The sequence below is a fragment of the Gimesia alba genome (assembly GCF_007744675.1).
Taxonomy (GTDB): domain Bacteria; phylum Planctomycetota; class Planctomycetia; order Planctomycetales; family Planctomycetaceae; genus Gimesia; species Gimesia alba.
The window spans coordinates 6,515,592-6,534,333 of record NZ_CP036269.1 but is presented as its reverse complement, the minus strand read 5'-3'; the positions used below and the strand labels follow the sequence as shown (position 1 = coordinate 6,534,333).

Annotated in this window: 7 protein-coding genes; 5 read left to right on the top strand and 2 right to left on the bottom strand. The window is 51.9% G+C overall.

Translation table 11 applies throughout. The features are described from left to right. Nucleotides 1–52: 52 nt before the first annotated feature. The 5 genes from Pan241w_RS24325 (at nt 53) to Pan241w_RS24305 (ending at nt 8,770) form a co-directional block, all read left to right on the top strand. Nucleotides 53–1,300, top strand: a complete 1,248-nt coding sequence (locus Pan241w_RS24325) for a neutral/alkaline non-lysosomal ceramidase N-terminal domain-containing protein (RefSeq protein ID WP_145220825.1) — start codon at nt 53–55, stop codon at nt 1,298–1,300. A 194-nt stretch (nt 1,301–1,494) separates the two neighbouring features. Continuing rightward, a complete protein-coding gene (locus tag Pan241w_RS24320) occupies nt 1,495–4,815 on the top strand; it encodes a PSD1 and planctomycete cytochrome C domain-containing protein (protein WP_198000123.1) in 3,321 nt (1,106 codons plus the stop codon). 5 nt (nt 4,816–4,820) lie between these two features. After that, entirely contained in the window at nt 4,821–6,272 is a 1,452-nt protein-coding gene (locus tag Pan241w_RS24315; RefSeq protein WP_232107263.1) for a DUF1501 domain-containing protein, read from the top strand. Nucleotides 6,273–6,476: 204 nt separating this feature from the next. Beyond that, nucleotides 6,477–6,974, top strand: a complete 498-nt coding sequence (locus Pan241w_RS24310) for a hypothetical protein (protein ID WP_145220821.1) — start codon at nt 6,477–6,479, stop codon at nt 6,972–6,974. Between the two features lie 206 nt (nt 6,975–7,180). Further along, nucleotides 7,181–8,770, top strand: coding sequence for an alkaline phosphatase D family protein (locus Pan241w_RS24305; protein WP_145220819.1), 1,590 nt, complete (start codon nt 7,181–7,183; stop codon nt 8,768–8,770). A 138-nt stretch (nt 8,771–8,908) separates the two neighbouring features. Here Pan241w_RS24305 and Pan241w_RS24300 read toward each other — a convergent pair whose 3' ends face one another. Then, nucleotides 8,909–12,793 carry a PAS domain S-box protein gene (locus Pan241w_RS24300; protein WP_198000122.1) on the bottom strand — a complete coding sequence of 1,295 codons (3,885 nt, stop codon included), beginning with the start codon at nt 12,791–12,793 and terminating at the stop codon, nt 8,909–8,911. Nucleotides 12,794–13,283: 490 nt separating this feature from the next. Further along, complete coding sequence (locus Pan241w_RS24295) at nt 13,284–18,611, bottom strand: DUF4011 domain-containing protein (RefSeq protein WP_145223501.1); 5,328 nt, start codon at nt 18,609–18,611, stop codon at nt 13,284–13,286. Nucleotides 18,612–18,742: the final 131 nt, after the last annotated feature.

The following is an 18,742-nucleotide window of genomic DNA, read 5'->3' as shown; positions in this document are numbered from 1 at the left end:
GACTCGCTTCTGATTGCAACATGACACTCCTGTAAACGAAAAGGTCCCCAGCATGGTTCGATTCTTACTTTGTCTGCTGTTTGTTTTCAGTCTCTGTGTTTCCTCAAACGCAGCCGAACCTGCCAAGCCAGAACCTGTGGAATGGAAAGCGGGCGTTGCGACAGCCAAGATTACGCCAGCGAAGCCACTGCGGATGTCCGGCTATGCAGGCCGCAAGGAACCGGCGGAAGGAACCGAGCAGGACCTGTACGGCAAAGCACTGGCGATCGAAGACAAAGAAGGCAACCGGGTTGTCTTTCTCACGCTCGATCTGATTGGCGTGATTGACCGCTTACGAGCTGACGTCACAAAACAGGTGCAGGAAAAATACAATCTGCCGCCGCAGGCACTGCTGATGAATGCCTCGCACACGCACTGTGGTCCCGCGTATGGCCGCGATGATGCGAAAGAATATTATGACACACTGGTGCCGGCTCTGGTCAATGCGATTGGCGAGGCCATTGAAGGCATGCAGCCTGCGAAGCTGAGCTGGTCGGCGGCCCGCTGTTCGGTCGCCATGAATCGCCGCACTCCGACCGCGACCGGATATCGTAATCATCCCAATCCCAATGGGCGAGTGGATCATCAGGTGCCTGTCCTGCGTGTGGACGACCCGAAAGGGGAATTGAAGGCGGTCATGTTTGGTTATGCCTGTCACAATACGACGATGGGCTTTCGCAAATGGCTGGGCGATTATGCCGGGTTTGCGCAGGAGTACTTTGAAAAGGATCATCCGGGCGTGACCGCGCTCTTCATGATGGGCTGCGGCGGCGATCAGAATCCGTATCCACGGAGCGAACTGCATTATGCACACAAGCACGGTCGTTCTTTAGCGACGGCCATTGAAGCCGCCCTCGAAGTCAATCAGCGCACGCTGTTGCATCAGCATGTGTTGCATGGTCCGCTCAAGACGGCTTATGAAACGGTCGAACTCGAATATCTGCCCGAAAAGAAACGGGCTCCCTGGGATTATCCCGTGCAGGTGATTCAGTTCGGGAAAGGTCTGACGATTGTCGCGCTGGGGACCGAAGTCGTCGTTGATTATTCACTCCGCATTAAAGAAGAACTGTTCGAGCAGGAAGGACCTGCGATCTGGGTCGCCGGTTATTCGAACGTTTATTCCGGTTATATTCCCAGCAAACGGGTTCTGCTGGAAGGGGGCTATGAAGCGAGCCGCCCTTACAAGCCGGATGTGGAAGAGCGGATCATCGGGAAAGTTCTGGAATTGAATCAAGGACTGCAGAGTGCGGGCGCCCCATAAGGGGGCTTCGAATTCTCGGAATTCGTTCTATCTCTGATTGAGTTTTCCCTCTTGTTCTCATAGGATAAGAGTATATAAACAATCCTCAATATGATTCTGGACGCCTTCCTCAGTCACGTTCCGGAGAAACAACCATGTTTCCGGCCTGCCGATTTCCTTTTCAGATGCTTGTGTGCCTGTGCATTGTACTGCTCATGTCTTGCGTGGCAGGAGCAGCGAATGCGGAGAAGCCGTCGCCCGGATTGGAATTCTTTGAGAATAAAATTCGCCCGGTGCTGATCGAGCATTGTTACGAATGTCATTCGGCTGCGACGACAGAGATCAAAGGGGGCTTGAGAGTCGACAGCCGCGACGCGCTGCGCTCGGGGGGAGAAAACGGCGCCGCCGTGGTGCCTCACAAGGCTGATGAGAGTCTGCTGCTGGATGCACTGCGGCACGAATCGTTCGAGATGCCGCCCGGTAAGAAACTGTCTGAAGAAGTCATCGCCGACTTCGTGAAGTGGGTCGAACTGGGAGCCCCCGATTCGCGGGATAAACCGCCCAGCGTCTCAGAGGCCGCGTCGCTTTCCTGGAAAGCGATTTTTGAAAAGCGGCGGAAATGGTGGAGCCTGCAACCTCTGAAAGAGGTCAAGCCGCCCGTTCCGGAAGAGAATGACTGGTCACAACGGCCAATCGACCGGTTTCTGTTAACGTCGATGCAGGCCGTGAAACTGCAGCCCGCCCCGGATGCAGAGCCGCGAACGCTGGTGCGGCGGCTGGCGTTTGTGTTAACGGGATTGCCGCCTGAGCCTGAGACCGTTGCGCAATTCGTCGCAGATTCAAAACGCGATCCCGCGGCCGCTTATGAACGACTAGTCGATCAACTACTGGCTTCGCCTCACTTTGGTGAGCGATTTGCCCGGCATTGGATGGACGTCGTTCGTTATACCGACACCTATGGATACGAATGGGATAACCCGGCCAAAGGGGCGTGGGAATATCGTGATTATCTGATTCGGGCCTTCAATCAGGACATCGGTTATGACCAGTTGGTCCGCGAACAGATTGCCGGCGATTTACTGGAACAGCCTCGTATCGATCACAACAGCGGTTTTCAAGAAAGTCTGATCGGTCCCATGTTTTATCACATGGGAGAACATCGTCACGGCGACAGTATCAATTTCAATGGCATCCATCAGGAAATGATCAACAATAAAATCGACGCCTTTTCGAAAGCCTTCCTGGCGAATACCGTTGCCTGTGCCCGCTGTCATGATCATAAGCTCGATGCGATCTCACAGCGCGATTATTATGCGCTGGCCGCAGTTTTCATGACGCCCCGCTGGACATCACGCGTGATTGATGTGCCCGGGAAGCATGATGCCACCATTGAGAAACTCAAACAGTTGCGCGGTGAAATTCATCGGGAGTTAAAACAACAGTGGAACGAGGAAGCGGGGAAATTCACCGAGGAAATATTAGCAGCGGTGCAGGAAGCATCCGACAGTCCTCGCGCTGTGCTCTGGCGCAACGCGTTTGGATTGAATTCAGGCAAAGAAAAAAAAGCAGCCCCATCTAAGCCGGGCGATGTGGTTTATCCCGCGCAACAATTACTCTCAGCAAAGCCAACAGAAGTAAACGCGGTCTGGCAAAAACTGTCGATGGAATGGAAAACGGCGCACGAGACACATCGCCGGCAGAATCAGGAACGGTTCAAGGTTCTCACCGATTTTGAACAACCCGGCTTTCCTGATGGTTGGCAGACCGAAGGAGATGGAATCCTCCATGGCTATGTTTCCCATGGGACTCCCTTAATTGCATTGGAAGGGGCGGGGGTTGTTCAGCGTGTGCTGCCTCGCGGTTATCACACGCAGGCACTTTCTTCGAAATTACCAGGCGCGATCCGGCCTCCGTCGGAACGGGATATTCCGGGGAAAATTGTGAGTCTGAATTTAGCGGGCGGCGAATGGAGCGGCTTTCTGCGCGTACCCGACAATGCGTTTCAAACTGAGAATGTCGTCTTTTTCGACCGTCTTGAATCAAAGTGGCAAACGTTCGCCGACCGGCCGCTGGTCAATGGAATCCAACGAATTACGTTTGAAATTGCGACCAGCGATCTGAATCCGAATTTCCCGCCACGTTCCGGAAAAACACGGGCTGGTGGCAAGCTGCTGCCGGCGGAAGACTTTGGTTTTGATAAACGCAGCTGGTTCAGCGTAACAAGTATTGTCGCGCATGATGTCGCGGGGACTCCCGCTGATGAGTGGGGACGTTTTGAACCGTTGTATGAAATGCCAGCTCCCAAGAGTTCTGTGGAAGCCAGCCAGCGTCTTGGCGGCTGGTTGTCTGCGGCAGTGCAGCGATGGGCGGAAGACCGGGCGAGTGCGGAGGATGTGAAGCTCGTCAATTGGTTATTAGAGCAACAACTGCTCAACAATCAAGCCGCGACCGGTTCGCGGCTGGCTCGATTACTGACAGACTATCGACGGGTGGAACAGCGGCTGCCGTTTGCGCATACCGCGAACAGTATGGATGAACGCGGCTTTACTCCTGTCAGCTATCCTCTCAATGTCCGGGGCAATGTGGATGAACTGGGGCCGTTGGTCTCGCGTGACTTTCTGGAAGTCTTCGCCGGTCAAAATCAGGTCAATCAGAGTCCGGGGAGCGGACGAATGGAACTGGCCGAGTTTCTGATTAGTCCTCGTCATCCTCTGACCGCGCGGGTGTATGTGAATCGGGTCTGGCAGTGGGTGTTTGGTGCAGGACTGGTCAGAACGCCGAACGACTTCGGGCATCTGGGAGAACAGCCAACGCACCCGGAACTGCTGGATTATCTGGCGCGGGAATTTATGGCTGACGGTTGGTCGACCAAACGACTGATTCGGCGGCTGGTTCACACGCGCGCGTTTCGGCAGTCGGGTCAGGTCAGTGCTGCATCTGTCAATGTCGATCCCGATCATCGTTTGTGGCATCACTATCCCACGCGGCGGCTCGAAGCGGAGGCGATTCGCGATACGCTGTTAACGGTGTCGGGGAGACTGGACCGGCGGCTGTATGGCCGACCGATTGAAGCACCACGTTCCAAAGAAGATGCTGCCAAACGGTTGTTTAATGGTCCCCTGGATGGTGACGGGCGACGGTCGATTTATCTGCGGATGTCAATCATGGACCCGCCCCGCTTTCTGGTCGGTTTCAATCTGCCCGATCTGAAGTTGCCGACAGGAAAACGGGATGTGACGAACGTTCCGAATCAGGCGTTGATTCTGATGAACGATCCCTTTGTGAAAACGCAAGCCAAAGAATGGTCGGCTTTATTAGTGAAACAACAGGATAAAACTGTTGAGCAGCGCATCAGAACCATGTTTCTGAACGCATATGGACGCGCACCCGACGCATCGGAACTCAAACGCTGGACGGCTCTGGTGCAGGACCTGGGAGGCACGGGCGACCCGCAAGGTCTGCTGGCCGATCCGAATGTCTGGAGTCATGTAGCACACGCGCTGTTTAATACCAAAGAATTTATTTATTACCGGTAATCGACATGAAGATTTTACGCAAACATGCTAACTGTTGTCCGGGACATCTGCCTGTCGTGAATCGGCGTGGGTTTCTTAAAAATACCAGTGCCGGCTTCGGCTGGCTGGCGCTGGCCGGGTTGTTGGGCGAGCAGACACAGGCCCAGGCAAAGGCGAAAGAAAAACGACCACATCATGCTGCGAAGGTCAAGAATGTCATCTTCTGTTTTATGGATGGCGGGCCGAGCCATGTCGATACATTCGATCCGAAACCCGCGCTAAAGAAACATGAGGGCAAGCCGATTGGTGAAGGCGCCGTTTCCAAACGCTCGCAATCGAGCGCTGGTCGTGTCTGGCTGGGGAGTCCCTGGAAATTTCAACAGCGGGGCGAAAGTGGTCTGTGGGTCAGCGATCTGTTCCCAAAACTGGCGTCGGTCGCCGATGAATTGTGCGTGGTGCGTTCGATGGTTGGGGAATTGCCTCTGCATGGCCAGCAGAACTTGTTGCTGCACACAGGCCGCATCATCGGCCAGGCACCGAGCATGGGCGCCTGGGTTTCTTATGGCCTGGGGACCGAAAATCGAAATCTGCCTGCGTATGTCGTGTTGAATAATGACTGGGTTCCCAATGGCGGCCTGGAAAATTTCGGCAGTTCGTTTCTGCCAGCCACCCATCAGGCGACGATGGTCCGTGCGAAAGGGATTCCCGTCGATAATATCAAACCCGGAGATCCATTGGCGCTGCAACAACGCAAACTGGCATTGCTGGCAGAGCAGGATCGTGCGTTTGCGGTTCAGGCCTCAACAGCGTCTCCGATCGAAAGTGCCATTGCCAACTATGAAACTGCGTTTCGGATGCAGACGCTGGTTCCCGAAGTTTCCGATATCAGCGGCGAGCCGTTGCACATTCAGCGGGCTTACGGCGTTGATTCGAAAGACGAACATCAGCATTATTACGCGACGCAGGCGTTACGGGCACGGCGGCTGGTGGAAGCGGGCGTGCGGTTTGTTGAAATTACCTGCCCCAGTTTTGACAGTAATAATTCCCCCTGGGATCAGCACGGCCTGTTGAAGAAAAATCATGAAAAGAATGCCCGCATCACGGAACAATCAGTGGCAGCGTTGATTACGGATTTGAAGCTTCGCGGACTGCTCGATGAAACGCTGGTGGTCTGGGCAGGGGAAATGGGTCGCACGCCGCACACGCCGAAAGTTACGCCGACCTGCGGCCGGGATCACCATGTTAACGGTTACAGCCTGTTCATGGCAGGCGGCGGTTTCAAAGGGGGGACCACCTTCGGCGAGACCGATGAATTCGGCAATTCCGTCGTCATCGATCCACTGTCGATTCACGATATTCACGCGACGATTCTACATCAGCTGGGCGTGGATCATGAAGCACTCACCTTCCGGCACGGCGGCAGAGATCATCGTTTGACCGACGTGCACGGCCATGTGATCAAAGACATCTTGAGCTGAGCTCTCGTCGTGTTTTTCTCTGCGCGATAGAGAATGTTGGTTCGTGAAGTTCGCGTGAAATGTCAGCGAAGCACGTTCTTTTTTGATCATCTTTTGGTAGTGGGTCAGTTTACGTTTTTTCTTGCTTGAGCGATGAGGCATGGATAAAGTATCTACTGGCTATCAAGTCTCGGTAAGTCGAGACATCTCTTGGGGAAAGGACCGATGAAAGAGAAACCAATCGCCAAATTCAAACCGTCATTCAAGCGTTTGTACCTTGTGGTGATGGCCTGGGCTATTTCGGCATTTCTATTGTTTGTGATAGCAGATGTAGCGGTTCGCGGTGTTGAAAACATGAATTTTTCTGGTGCTCTGATCACAATCCTGGTGGCTATTACTGGAATGGCAGTCCTTGCAGTGGCTCTAGTAGCCCCTCTAGTCGCATACTACAAGGTAAGCGTTTATAAGGATCGAATTGGAGGCCATAGCTTTTGGGGTTTCTATCGAGAGCAAAAATGGAGTGAAACAGAGAATGTGCGACCGTTCAACTATCTGTTTGGGCTTAAAACGGCGATACTTCAAAGCCGTTCAAACAATATTTGGATTCCAATGTTCCTTGCGGATATGAATCGTTTCCGAACTCTGGTTACCGAACTGGCCAGCCCCGATTCAGCACTGGCAGAATACCTGACGCAAAACGAGCAACAAGAGATCGAGACCTAGTCAAACAACTCGACGCTTCCGTTCCCGAAGTCAAAGTTCAAATTGACCCACGACCCATCTTTTGTTGACCGTGGTCTACTGGCACTTTAGAATTAATTTCGCTGCCGAGTCTGCTTCCACCAACATACGATTCTCGCAGCACTCACCCCACATGCATCTTACAATGGTCCTTCCCGCCGACCTCCAGCAGAACAGAAAGCAAAGCAATGTTCGATTATCAACAACTCCAGGCAGCGATTAAATCCGAGAACGGCGTCAGTCGGCGGTTATTTCTATCCTATGGGGCGGCGTTATCCTCTCTACCGTTTTTGACACCGGCAGCCTGGGCCGACCGATCGCCGGTTTTTAAGAAAGATCCGTTTACGCTGGGTGTGGCGTCGGGCGATCCTGACTCGAACAGTGTGATTTTGTGGACACGACTGGCACCCGAACCTTTGGAACCGAATGGTGGCATGGGGCCGCAGGCTGTGGAAGTGCGCTGGGAAGTCGCAGACGACGAAGGGTTTCAAAAACTGGTGGCTTCCGGAACCGCTCAGGCAACGCCCCAATTAGGTCATACGGTGCACGTGGAAGTGCCCGGCTTACAGCCGGACCGCTGGTACTGGTATCGTTTTCAGGCCGGTGATGCCGTCAGTCCTGTGGGGCGTACGCGAACCATGCCTGTTGCATCAACAATGCCCGAGCAGCTGAAGTTTGCGTTTGCGTCCTGTCAGAACTTTGAGCAGGGATTATTTACCGCGTATGAGCAGATGGCCCGCGATGACGTCGATCTGGTTTTTCACTTAGGAGATTACATTTACGAGTATGCCTCCGGTCGGAATGGAAAAGTCCGCACACATCTGGGACCTGAAATTGAATCATTGGGTGATTATCGCGTGCGTTATTCCCAATATCGTTCGGACCCGCTGTTGCATCAGATGCATGCGAAATGTCCCTGGTTTCTGACGTGGGATGATCACGAATTTGATAACAATTGCGCGGGAGACATTTCCGAGGAATCGCAGGTCGATCCGGTTGAGTATCTGTTGCGTCGTGCCAACGCCTATCAGGTGTATTATGAAATGATGCCGCTCCGCCCACGCTCGTTGCCGCGGGGGCCGCATATGCAAATCTATCGGCAGGCGTCCTTTGGTCGATTGGCTGATTTCTTCGTGCTGGATACGCGGCAGTATCGTACGGATCAGCCGAACGGGGACAAGAAGTCACCCCTGAATGATGCCGCACTGGCCAGAAAGAATTCCTTATTAGGAAGTCGCCAGCGCAACTGGCTGCAGTCAAAGATGATTGCATCCAACAGTACCTGGAATGTCCTGGCACAACAGGTGATGATGGGCATGGTCGGCTTCACTCAGAAGGAAGGGCCGCTCGCTTATTCGATGGATCAGTGGCCCGGTTGTGCGTATGAACGGATGGGGCTGATGAAGTTTCTCGAAGAGCGGCGGGTTCCCAATCCGGTCGTACTGACGGGGGACATTCATTCGAACTGGGTGAATAATTTGCGTGTGGATGATCGGAACACGGAGACGCCGGTGATCGCGACCGAATTTGTAGGCACGTCGATCAGCAGCGGCGGAAATGGTATGCAGAAGCGAAAGGGGCATGCCGAATTGCTGTCGAACAATCCGTGTGTGCAGTTCCAGAATTCCGAGCGTGGTTATGTGCGTTGTACCTTAACTCCGGCGAAATGGACGAGCGAGTACATGGTGGTTGACGATGTAACGAAGCCGGGCGGTCATGTGACACCCCGGGCGGCGTTTGTTGTGGAAGCGGGGACTCCCGGTGCCCATCCAGCGTAAATGATCACGGGAGGTAGGTCGTGGATCACGGGATGCCAGGTCGTGTTTCTGAATTCGAATGCCTTTTTGCAAATGGAAGGAACCTGGGTTAGGTTGCGGTCCTGGGAATCACATTCAAAACCATTAAAGAAACAGGACCTAGAATGATACTGGAGGATCTTCCGTTTTCACTTCGACGTGTGCCATCCATTTTTCGACGGTCTGTGCGAGGAGTCTCCGATCGACGGGCTTGCTCAGGTAGTCATCACAGCCCGCATCCAGACATTTCTGACGATCTTCTGCCATCGCATGTGCTGTTAACGCAATGATCGGCAGGGTGGCGCCTTCGGCTCGCAGAACTTTCGTCAATGAGTACCCATCCATTTCCGGCATTTGCATATCGGTAATCAACAGATGATAAGGCTGGTCTACCATTTCTGCTTCGAGGTAATTCCGATAAGCTTCAGAGCCGTTATCGGAAACGTCGACTAACGCGCCGAGTTTCTTTAACAGAAATGAAATCAGTCGCTGGTTATCGAGACCATCTTCCGCAAGCAGGATGCGTGTATTTTCGGGAACCTGAAATGCTGCCTTTGTTTCCGTTGTCTCTGAATTTTGTGAATCGTCAAGCGAAGGGTTGATCAGGTAACGCGTTTGCGGCAAGGGTCGCTCAGGCATTTCAAAACGGAAGCAGGTTCCTTTTCCTCTTTCCGTCCAGGCCAGTGAAACTTCACCCCCCATTAATCGTGCCAGTTTTCGAGAGATGACTAACCCCAGTCCTGTGCCTCCATGCTGGCGTGTGACAGAAGTATCGGCTTGTGAAAATGACTTGAATATTTTTTCTGCCTGTCTGGGAGACATTCCCGGCCCCGTGTCTTCGATGTCGAATTGAATGAGCTTTTGATTTTCCTCTTCGATTTGCCGGACGATGATATTGATTTTGCCCTGCTCGGTAAATTTCACCGCATTCCCAACCAGGTTCATCAAAATCTGTCTCAGTCGGGTGGGATCACTTTCGATCACATCGGGAATGGGAGTTTCAATGATGGAACCCAGTTGAACGCCTTTTTCAATGGCGCGGGGACGTAATAAACTTTCAATATGTTCGAGCGTATTGAAGACCTGGGTCGGAGCCTTTTCGAGCCCCATTTTCCCCGCTTCAATTTTGGAGAGGTCAAGAATATCGTTGATGACGGTTAATAAATGATTTCCCGCCTCGAGAATGGTATTGACGGCCTGCTCTCTTTTCTCGGGTGATGTCGTAAATTCCGGATCCACTTTGAGCAGATCTGCATAACCCAGAATGGCGGTCAGTGGTGTCCGAATCTCATGACTCATGTTCGCGAGGAACTGACTTTTACTTTGCGATGCGGCGAGTGCTGCTTCCTGGGCCTGCTTGAGTTCGGTGATGTCGTTGCGAATGGCGAGGTAGCCGGTCGAGATTCCATCGCCGTCTTTCATGGCAGCGATGGTGGTGTCGACCCAATACAGTTCTCCATTTTTTTTGCGGTTGCAGATTTCTCCCTGCCACATTCCTGTATCGGCAATTGTTTTGAAAACGTTTTTCCAGAAATCTTGAGAGTGCATGCCTGAACTGACAATCCGATGTGTCTTGCCAATTGCTTCATGTCGTTCATATCCGGTGAGTTGACAGAACATATCGTTGACATGTCTGATATACCCGTTGAGTTCTGTTTCAGCAACAATCGCGTGTTGATCGAGTACTTTCAGGCAAAGCTCAAGACGGGTCGTGGCTTCTTTTAGTGATTTTTCCAACGCTTTCCGCTCGGAAATATCAACCAGCACATTCACGACTCCCGTCATTTTGCCTTCCAGGTCATGCATGGGACTGATGTGTGCCAACGCTGTTTTCGTGGTGCCGTTTTCACACTCAATAATCAGTTCTTTGTCGTGAAGCACTTCCTGTTTCTGCAAAGCGATCGCAGTCCAGCTTTCGTGATAGGGCATCGTCGATTTGCCCTCTGCATCCAATAGTTTGAAAGAGCCGCAATAACGGTCATTGGGATTGTTCAGATAAGGGGTACGTTCCCAGAATTCAATTGCCGCCTGATTGTAGTACGTAATGAGTCCGTCATTGTCACAGGTATAAGTTGCAACCGGCAGCGCATCCATCAAATGGCGAATTGTTTCACGACTTTCCAGAAGCTGTTTTTCGTTCTGCTTTTTCAGGGTGATATCGATGGCAACACCCAGGTAGCCTTCGATTTCGTCTTGCTGATTTCTGATTGCAGTAACTGTCAGTTCTACTGTTCGATGAATGCCGTCTTTGCAGACATAGGTCCATTCACGCTGATCATAACTTCCCAGCATGGCGGGAGTGACAAAAGCTTCAAAGTTCTTGACGGTTCTACCCAGGATTTCTGTCAGCTCTTGCCCGCGTTGTTCGACTTCTTCTGGCAGGTGAAAACACTCGGGAGTCTTGATGCCAATCATTTCTTCAGCGGTATAGCCCAGTAAGCGTTCTGCACCAGGGCTAAATAAAGTAATGATCCCTTCTGGATTGGTGGCGATAATCGAAACTTCGGTGGCAGCGGAAATGACACTTTCGAGTCGTGCATGCGAACTGAATTTCTCATCCTGCATCATCAGGAATTCGATCTCGCGTTGTTTTTCTGCCGAAATATCCTGGAATGCGCCAACCAGTCGGACCGGTTTGTTGTTTTCGAACTCCAGTTCTCCCTGAGTACGAACCCAGATATGACGCCCTTTGGCTGTGATAAAGGGAAGTTCCAGATCCCAGGGTTCTCCTGTTTCGATGGCGTGTTCCACTGCCTGTTGGATGACCGGACGTGCTTCAGGTGCATAAAAGGCGATACCGGTTTCGACTGTGGGGCGAAAGTCAGGTTCGACTTCATGAATCTTGTATGTTTCCGAGGTCCAGAACAGCTCGTTTGTTTTCAGATCAACGTGCCAGCCTCCGATTTTGGCCACTTTACCGACTTTCGTCAGGAGGGTTTCCTTATGGTCCAGTTGTAGTTTGGCCAGTTTGTGTTCATGAATGTCTTCGACTGTGCCGGCGAGATATTCCACTCCATCAGCTTCGTTCGTGATCATTTTCGCCTGGATGCGAACCCAGCGAAATGTTCCTCCATGAATTTTGGCAGAGAGTTCCAGGTGAATCGGAGCCCCGTTCTCAAGGTGTTGCTGGATTGCCGTTTCGAGCAGACCGCGGTTATCGGGGTCGATGTGTTTGAGAAAAGTTTGATATGTTGCGTCGGGATACTCTGAGGTCTCCTGATAGCCAAAAACCCGCCAGAAGGAATCGGAACACCAGAATTCTCCTATGCTTTCAGTCCAGGACCAGGTTTCATGAAATGATGCTGAAATCGCCGCTGAAAGTTTCTGTTGTCTGTCTTTCATGACACGCGTTAATTTGAGCAGTCTCTGTTTTTCCCGTCTCAGTTTGGATTGATACTTTTGTATTTGTGACAGCATATACCAGATCGCACAAAACAAAACGGCAATCAGCGCAAACAAAAACAGCAACTCCCTGGTCAGTTGGATTTTGTGTTGACTACTTTGCAGCAGATTTTTTTCCGTGGTCAAGGTCGCGTTATACTGATCGAGCAGTGGGACCAGGCGCTGTTCGCTTGCTAAGACAGTGGGGAGTATTGAAGCTGCTGCCCGTTGGCCTGATAAGACTTCATTCACATTTTGTGTGATCGTTGAGATCAGAGATGAAATCTGGTTGAGTAATTTGCGTGGCGACGTTCCGTTCCGGCTCTGGGAGTTTTCATATTGAGAGACTGTTTCCGTCAGAAACTGGTGTTCTCGATTCAGAGTTGCGAGATCTGCTTCAAGTGTCGTGTAGGCGTTGTTCTGATTGACTCCATTTGCGATCAGAAGCAGATTTTTCGCGATACGCTGGCTTAACATTCGCTGGCGCCCTGCGGTATCAACGATTTCACCCAGGGATGCCGCTTCCCGTATCTTTTGATTGTGAGCCTGCTCATTGAGAAGCACGATGGCAAGAAAAATTGCTAAGCTGATGATTCCCGCCTGAACTAACGGGGTTTGCAGCAACAACTTAAACCTGGAATAAAAGTGTGAGGAGCTATTACGATTGTCCTCGTCATGTTCCAAGGAGGGGGAATTCATATCGCCTGCCAAATTCTGAAATAACAACATTGTCTGATCGGATCTGATTGAGACACCGATTCGAATTGATATTAAAAAGTGTACTCCTTAAAGTTCGGTTGTCTGCAAGAGAGAAAAAGAGCAAATCAGAAAACAGGAAATGATTGTGAATTATCCACAATGGTTCAATTATGGGGAAACTTCCATGAGTGATTGTTTGCGTGATTCATGGTTCAGGGATTACCCTGCATTTTTACAGATTTCGCAAAGTAACGGGCAGTGGATTCCCTCCAAAGTACATCCAAAAACACAATAGGCGTGATCGAATGCATGGATTGCATTTCTGTTGAGTATGATCATATGAAAAGAGGGCAACGCGGTTCGATTTCCCCGTTCATTGCCAGCCGAGCGCCTGCAATTCAGAGCCGGAAGATCGTCACGAAGTCGGGGGAGTGCTTTCCGGATTATCTGGTTTCATCGACGATTCGGCTGATTCAACATCAAGATGAGTGGCCTGTTCACTACGACTGTTTTCCAGAAGTTTCTGCAACTTGAGGTCGATGGTTTTGAGTGCGCCTTGTGAATCGTACCACCAGTCGGGAGACCAGACGCGTAGAATTTCCCAGCCCAGATTGCGGAGGACCTGCTCGCGGATTTTGTCGCGATCGCGGGCGGTGGCGGAGCGATGATAGGCGGCTCCGTCACATTCGATACCCGCCAGAAATGAGCCTGGTTTGTCAGGATGAACGATGCCCAGATCCACCCGAAATGCCGAGACTCCGACTTGAGGAACAATTCGCCAGCCTTTCGCCTTTATTGCGGATGCGACCGCTTCTTCAAACGGAGATTCAAATTCGTGTTCCGCTTCACTGGTGTTTGCGCCGAGAATCGATTTTCCTTTCTGCGCATATTCTAAAAACGCTTTCAGGTCGCGCACACCCTGATACGTTGTACGTTCTGCTTTAAGTTGATCGGGCAGGAAGGAGACATAGACGATCAATTCCTGTCTGGCTCTGGTGACGGCGACATTCAGCCGACGCTCCCCCCCCTGGCGATTCAGAGCACCAAAATTAAGAGATACGTGGCCGATCTCACGACGGGCTTCATCCGGTCCATTGGTGATCGAGAACAACATGACGTCACGTTCATCGCCTTGAACGTTCTCCAGATTTTTTACTATCGTCGGTTCGATTCGCGCATCATCGAAAAACCATTCCAGTTCGGGGGCTTCCCGCATAGACTGGTCGAACAAATCCTGAATCAATGTCTGTTGCTGGCTGTTAAACGTCACGACTCCCAAAGTGGGACGATCGTCTTCAGGGAGTGTGAGCCAGAGCTTCATCCTTTCGACCGCATCCGCGACGAGCGTTTCTGCCTCAATCTGATTGGTCCGACTTTTCCCCCGGTCATAGATGGCTTGGGGTAAGTGCTTGAGAGAAACGGCACGGTCTTCCGTAACTGTGGATGGAAACGTGATCAGTTTATTTTCGTAGTAGTTGCAGTTTGAGAATGCGATCAGCGATTCGTGCTGGCTGCGATAATGCCAGTTTAACTGCAGGAGCGGCAATCCCGATGCGGTCGCTTCATCGAGAATGCTTTCCAGGTCACGGTCGTAGTCTTCCAGTTCCTCATTCTCTTCGTCACTGTCGGCGCGGCCAAAGAAATTCGTCGGGGGCAACTGTTTGGGGTCACCCACGATAATCGTTTGCCGTCCGCGTGCGATGGCGCCGATGGCATCCCAGGTTGTGATCTGGGATGCTTCATCAAATATGACCACATCAAACAGAGCCTGTTCGGGAGGCAGATATTGCGCAATGGACAGGGGAGACATCAATAAACAGGGGGCCAGTTTGGCGAATGTTTCCGGCATCCCCGAGATGACTTCGCGGATGGCTTTGCTGGGGCGTTTGAGCCCCATTTGATGTCGTAGCAGTCCCAGTTCTGATTTTCGCGGGACCTGATCGGGTTGTGGTAAATCATGGGCGACCTGATTGCGGACCTGAGTTGCAGACTCTGTTCGCGCCAATTGATCCAGTCTGCGGAAATCTTCAATCGTATCTTCATGTTTGAAGCGTTGGAATTGACGCAGTGTGTCGCTCCGGTCAATGGCTTGGGGCAACCACCAGCGGACAAACGAGACTTCAAATGTCTGACGCAATCCTTCCGGTTCGATCTGCCCTGCCTCTAACGCTTCTACGAAGACACCTAAGCCATGCTCAAAGGCTTGTTGCTTGATCGCCGACCAGGCAACCCAGCGTTTTAGCTCCGTTCGATTTACCTTGATCGATTCCAGAGTCGCCAGCGTCGAACTGATCAGACGAGGCTCCTCTTTTTCAAACAGATGACCTCCTGCAATTTCACGGAACTCGGTACACGCTTGAATGAACGACTGATTGGCGTCAATCAAGGCCTGGGCATCAGACAGAAGCCGGTGGTCTGTCGAATCGTCAATGATGACGGGCGCCAGCCTGGAAGAAACCACTTTGAGCGAGTTCGTTGCCTGGCCAAATTCGACAATCGTTTGCCGGATCTGTTCGGCTCGCTGCAGAAAGGATGTCAATTCATCCACGTCGGTCTGCAGGCCATTCCAATGGGGAGTGCGGTTGGCCAGCGGGCTGTTCGTGATGTTGGTGAGATATTTTTGCATCAAACGGATTTGCGGCAGATCCTTTTCCGGATCAGACACTCCCGCTATAGCATAAGTTTGTAATAACTTCTGAACTTTGCATTTTGCAAAAAAAGAGATCGGCCAAAACGACGTGTTCGCCTGCCGCCATTGAGAATCGAGATCATCGACCGGGATTCGCTGAATCGATTCCGGCCCATATGTCGCGCTACTTGCTGACTGCGCAATTTGATACGCCGTGATTTCTTTCTTCAGTTTGCTTGCCTGATCCGCCAGACTGGAAAAGTCTTTGTCAAAAATGATCCGTAGTTTTTCCCGGGCGGCTTCCTGCACCGTTCCTGCAAGAATTCGCAATTGTTTATACAGTTTCAGCGAATAATCGTCTGTCTCTTCCAGACCGATACTTTTGACAAAGTTCCGGAGTGGTGCTTCAAGGGCCGACACGATGGGAAGCACGGAATCGATGGTACGTAGCAGATTCGATTCCCAGGAGGCAGACCAACTTGTTTTTGTAATGGATTGCAAAGCCGGGTTGGGGGTGATGGCACGAAAGGTCAGCGCAATTTCATCGATGATATTTTCGAGCGTTTCAAATTTCTGTTCGTCAATCTGGATGGAATCGTCCCAGTCCAGTAGCGGTGCTTCCCGCGTATGGTACTTGACGGCAACACCCATGCCGCGATAGATCGACCAGCCACAGGCATCGACTGCATGCAGGGCCGTGACATATTGATTCAATTCATCACGCTTGATTTTCAAGCGATCATTGACCTTGATCCACTCGCTCGCATTGGTCTTCCCGGACGATTTCCAGGATTTTTGCAGCTGCGAATAAAACTGGCTCCGCTCTGCACTATGCGAGTGTAATTCAAGGCAGACATCGCCGAGACCATTCTGGCAGAGACGGCGATAGACCACATCCAGGGCTGCCGTTTTCTCAGCGACGAACAGGACCGTCTTACCGTTCGCCAGGCATTGGGCGATCATGTTCGAGATCGTTTGACTTTTTCCGGTGCCGGGCGGGCCGATCAGGACAAGATCGTGCCCCTCGGCAGCCGCCATGATGGCCGCCAACTGGGATGAGTCTGCCGCAAGCGGGTGAATCAGTTGTGCGGGAATATAATTGCGATCGATGTCCTGTGGTGCAGGAATGGCCGTCGTGGTGTCGGATTCGAAAGGCTTGTCTGGATTCCGGATTAAATGTCGGACCACCCGGTTTTCTTCCAGATGTTCCGTACGATCGACGAGATCCTTCCACATCAGATATTTCGAAAACGAAAATGTGGACAGCGCGATTTCATCGATCACTTCAAAACCGGGGATATCGCGCACCGCTCTGCGCATCTGATCTAATACGAGGGGGACATCAACGCCGCTTTCATCCTGGGGAAGATCCGTTTCGAACTGGGAAATATCGCGGTCAAAATCTTTCTTGAGCAATTGAATTAAGGTGGCATTGAAACGCACATCATCTTCGTGGTGACGCAGATGGAATTGCGACAAGACGCTTTTACGGGTGAGTTTGACGGGAATTAATAGTAAGGGAGCGCGATACGATCGTGCGTCTTCCGGCATCCGTTTCCATTTGAGGAAACCCACAGCCAGAAAGAGTGTGTTGGTTCCCCCTTCGGCAAGATCGTTTTTCGCGGTACGATACAAATTGGTTAAACGGGCATCGAGTTCGAGCCGCTGTAGCGGCGAGGCAATTTCGTTTCGTTCTAAAGCCGAGACGGCAAATTCGGTATGAATGTCCTGACCGGTTTTCTGAAAGTGCAGCTTGGCATCACGCTCACCCAACGGGTTCTGTTCCGGGAGAGAAATGACGCGAATCGAAGACTGATTGGCGAGACGGTCTTCCAATAAAGGGACATTCGGACAAAAAAACGGGACGGTCTGTTTAGTCGAACGAAAGTTCAACAGTCGATTTCGCAGGGAGAGATCGAGTAACTTTCGTTGCCAGCGTTCGATTCGTCCTTCTGGTGTTTTCGGTTTTTCTTCAGGGAGATCAATGGCCAGTTCCCCCGGTGCAGGCAGACTGGGCAGGGGAATCGCGACGTTGCCTGCAGATGGGGGGACTTCTTTTAGCTCAGATTCTACATGCGAAGCCAGCGGTCTGATTTGTGCCATGCGGGCGCGATTGACGTCAATGGCTGCGATAAACTCGTCTGCAGCCGATTCCAGCGTTCTCAATTTCGCGGCTGCGATGGCATCTTCAAAGTGGGACGGCGGGCGATTGGTCACCAGTGTTGTTTCAAATGTGATCAGCTCTCTGGCGGCCAGCCCCTTACGTACTTCTGCGGAGTCAGTCTCAATCAGATTATTGAACGTGCGTTCGATGACCCAGAAGCCGACAAAGCAGTGACCATCGACCAGAATCAGCGCCGGATTCAGGCCGATCGCTTCCAGGGCCGCGGCAAACAGCAGACTGGTATCGAGACAGGTCGCAAGTCCGTCTTTCAAAATCATAGATGGTCTGCGCGTTTTCTGTCCGACCGTCTCAAAACTTTTCGGGGGATTGGTATAGGTGAGTCCTTCCGCGGCAATCGCCGACCAGAGTGCCGCACCCTGTATAAAAGCGCGAGCGGGGTCGCGTTGTTGATATCCATCGAGGGCAGAGGAATGTCCGTGTCGGGCCAGGATCTCGCTGGCCGCCTTGAGGATGCGGCCAATGGCCGGATCATTCGGCATGACGAACGCAGCCAGCAAATCTGCCATCGCATTGAATCCCCCCCACTCATCTCGGGCTAAAATGCGCACATCATCGATTCGTTCTTCAAGTCGTGTGTCACCTTGCTGCAATGAGAACCGGACCTGACCACGTTCTGCTTCATTCAGGCCATTCAAATACGATGGATCCAGATCAACCAGCAGGTCGTTGACCTGGATGCTGGTGCCCGGCTTGATGCGTTCGAACCGCCATTGTTTCGGACGGGCAAACTCTGGCTCGGTGTACATGCTGAGTACGAGATCGGAGAGCGTTTCCGCCGTATGGTTATGAAGCGCAAGTGCTTTCAGAAACGGAACTGAGTTTTGCCAGGAGGCATAGTTCAGGCATTCATCGAGATCTGCGCGAATTTCGGGCTGCTGTGGCAGAGTCACAGAGGCGTCATCATCCTGATTTGGTGCCGAGTTTTCCATCTTGGTCATTGGCTTCATAAGCTGTGAGAGAGGAGCGGGTTGTCGTTTAGTATATCAATTCGAGAAAAAGGCCGCACCTGGAAGGCTGTGAAAAATCAGGTTTCCCGCTTTTACCTTGATCCGCGGTCTCT

What these genes read in the sequence shown, in the direction of transcription:
- Pan241w_RS24310 (WP_145220821.1), top strand. Translation starts at nt 6,477, where the DNA reads ATGAAAGAGAAACCAATCGCCAAATTCAAACCGTCATTCAAGCGTTTG.
- Pan241w_RS24325 (WP_145220825.1), top strand. Translation starts at nt 53, where the DNA reads ATGGTTCGATTCTTACTTTGTCTGCTGTTTGTTTTCAGTCTCTGTGTT.
- Pan241w_RS24295 (WP_145223501.1), bottom strand. Translation starts at nt 18,611, where the DNA reads ATGGAAAACTCGGCACCAAATCAGGATGATGACGCCTCTGTGACTCTG.
- Pan241w_RS24315 (WP_232107263.1), top strand. Translation starts at nt 4,821, where the DNA reads ATGAAGATTTTACGCAAACATGCTAACTGTTGTCCGGGACATCTGCCT.
- Pan241w_RS24305 (WP_145220819.1), top strand. Translation starts at nt 7,181, where the DNA reads ATGTTCGATTATCAACAACTCCAGGCAGCGATTAAATCCGAGAACGGC.
- Pan241w_RS24320 (WP_198000123.1), top strand. Translation starts at nt 1,495, where the DNA reads ATGTCTTGCGTGGCAGGAGCAGCGAATGCGGAGAAGCCGTCGCCCGGA.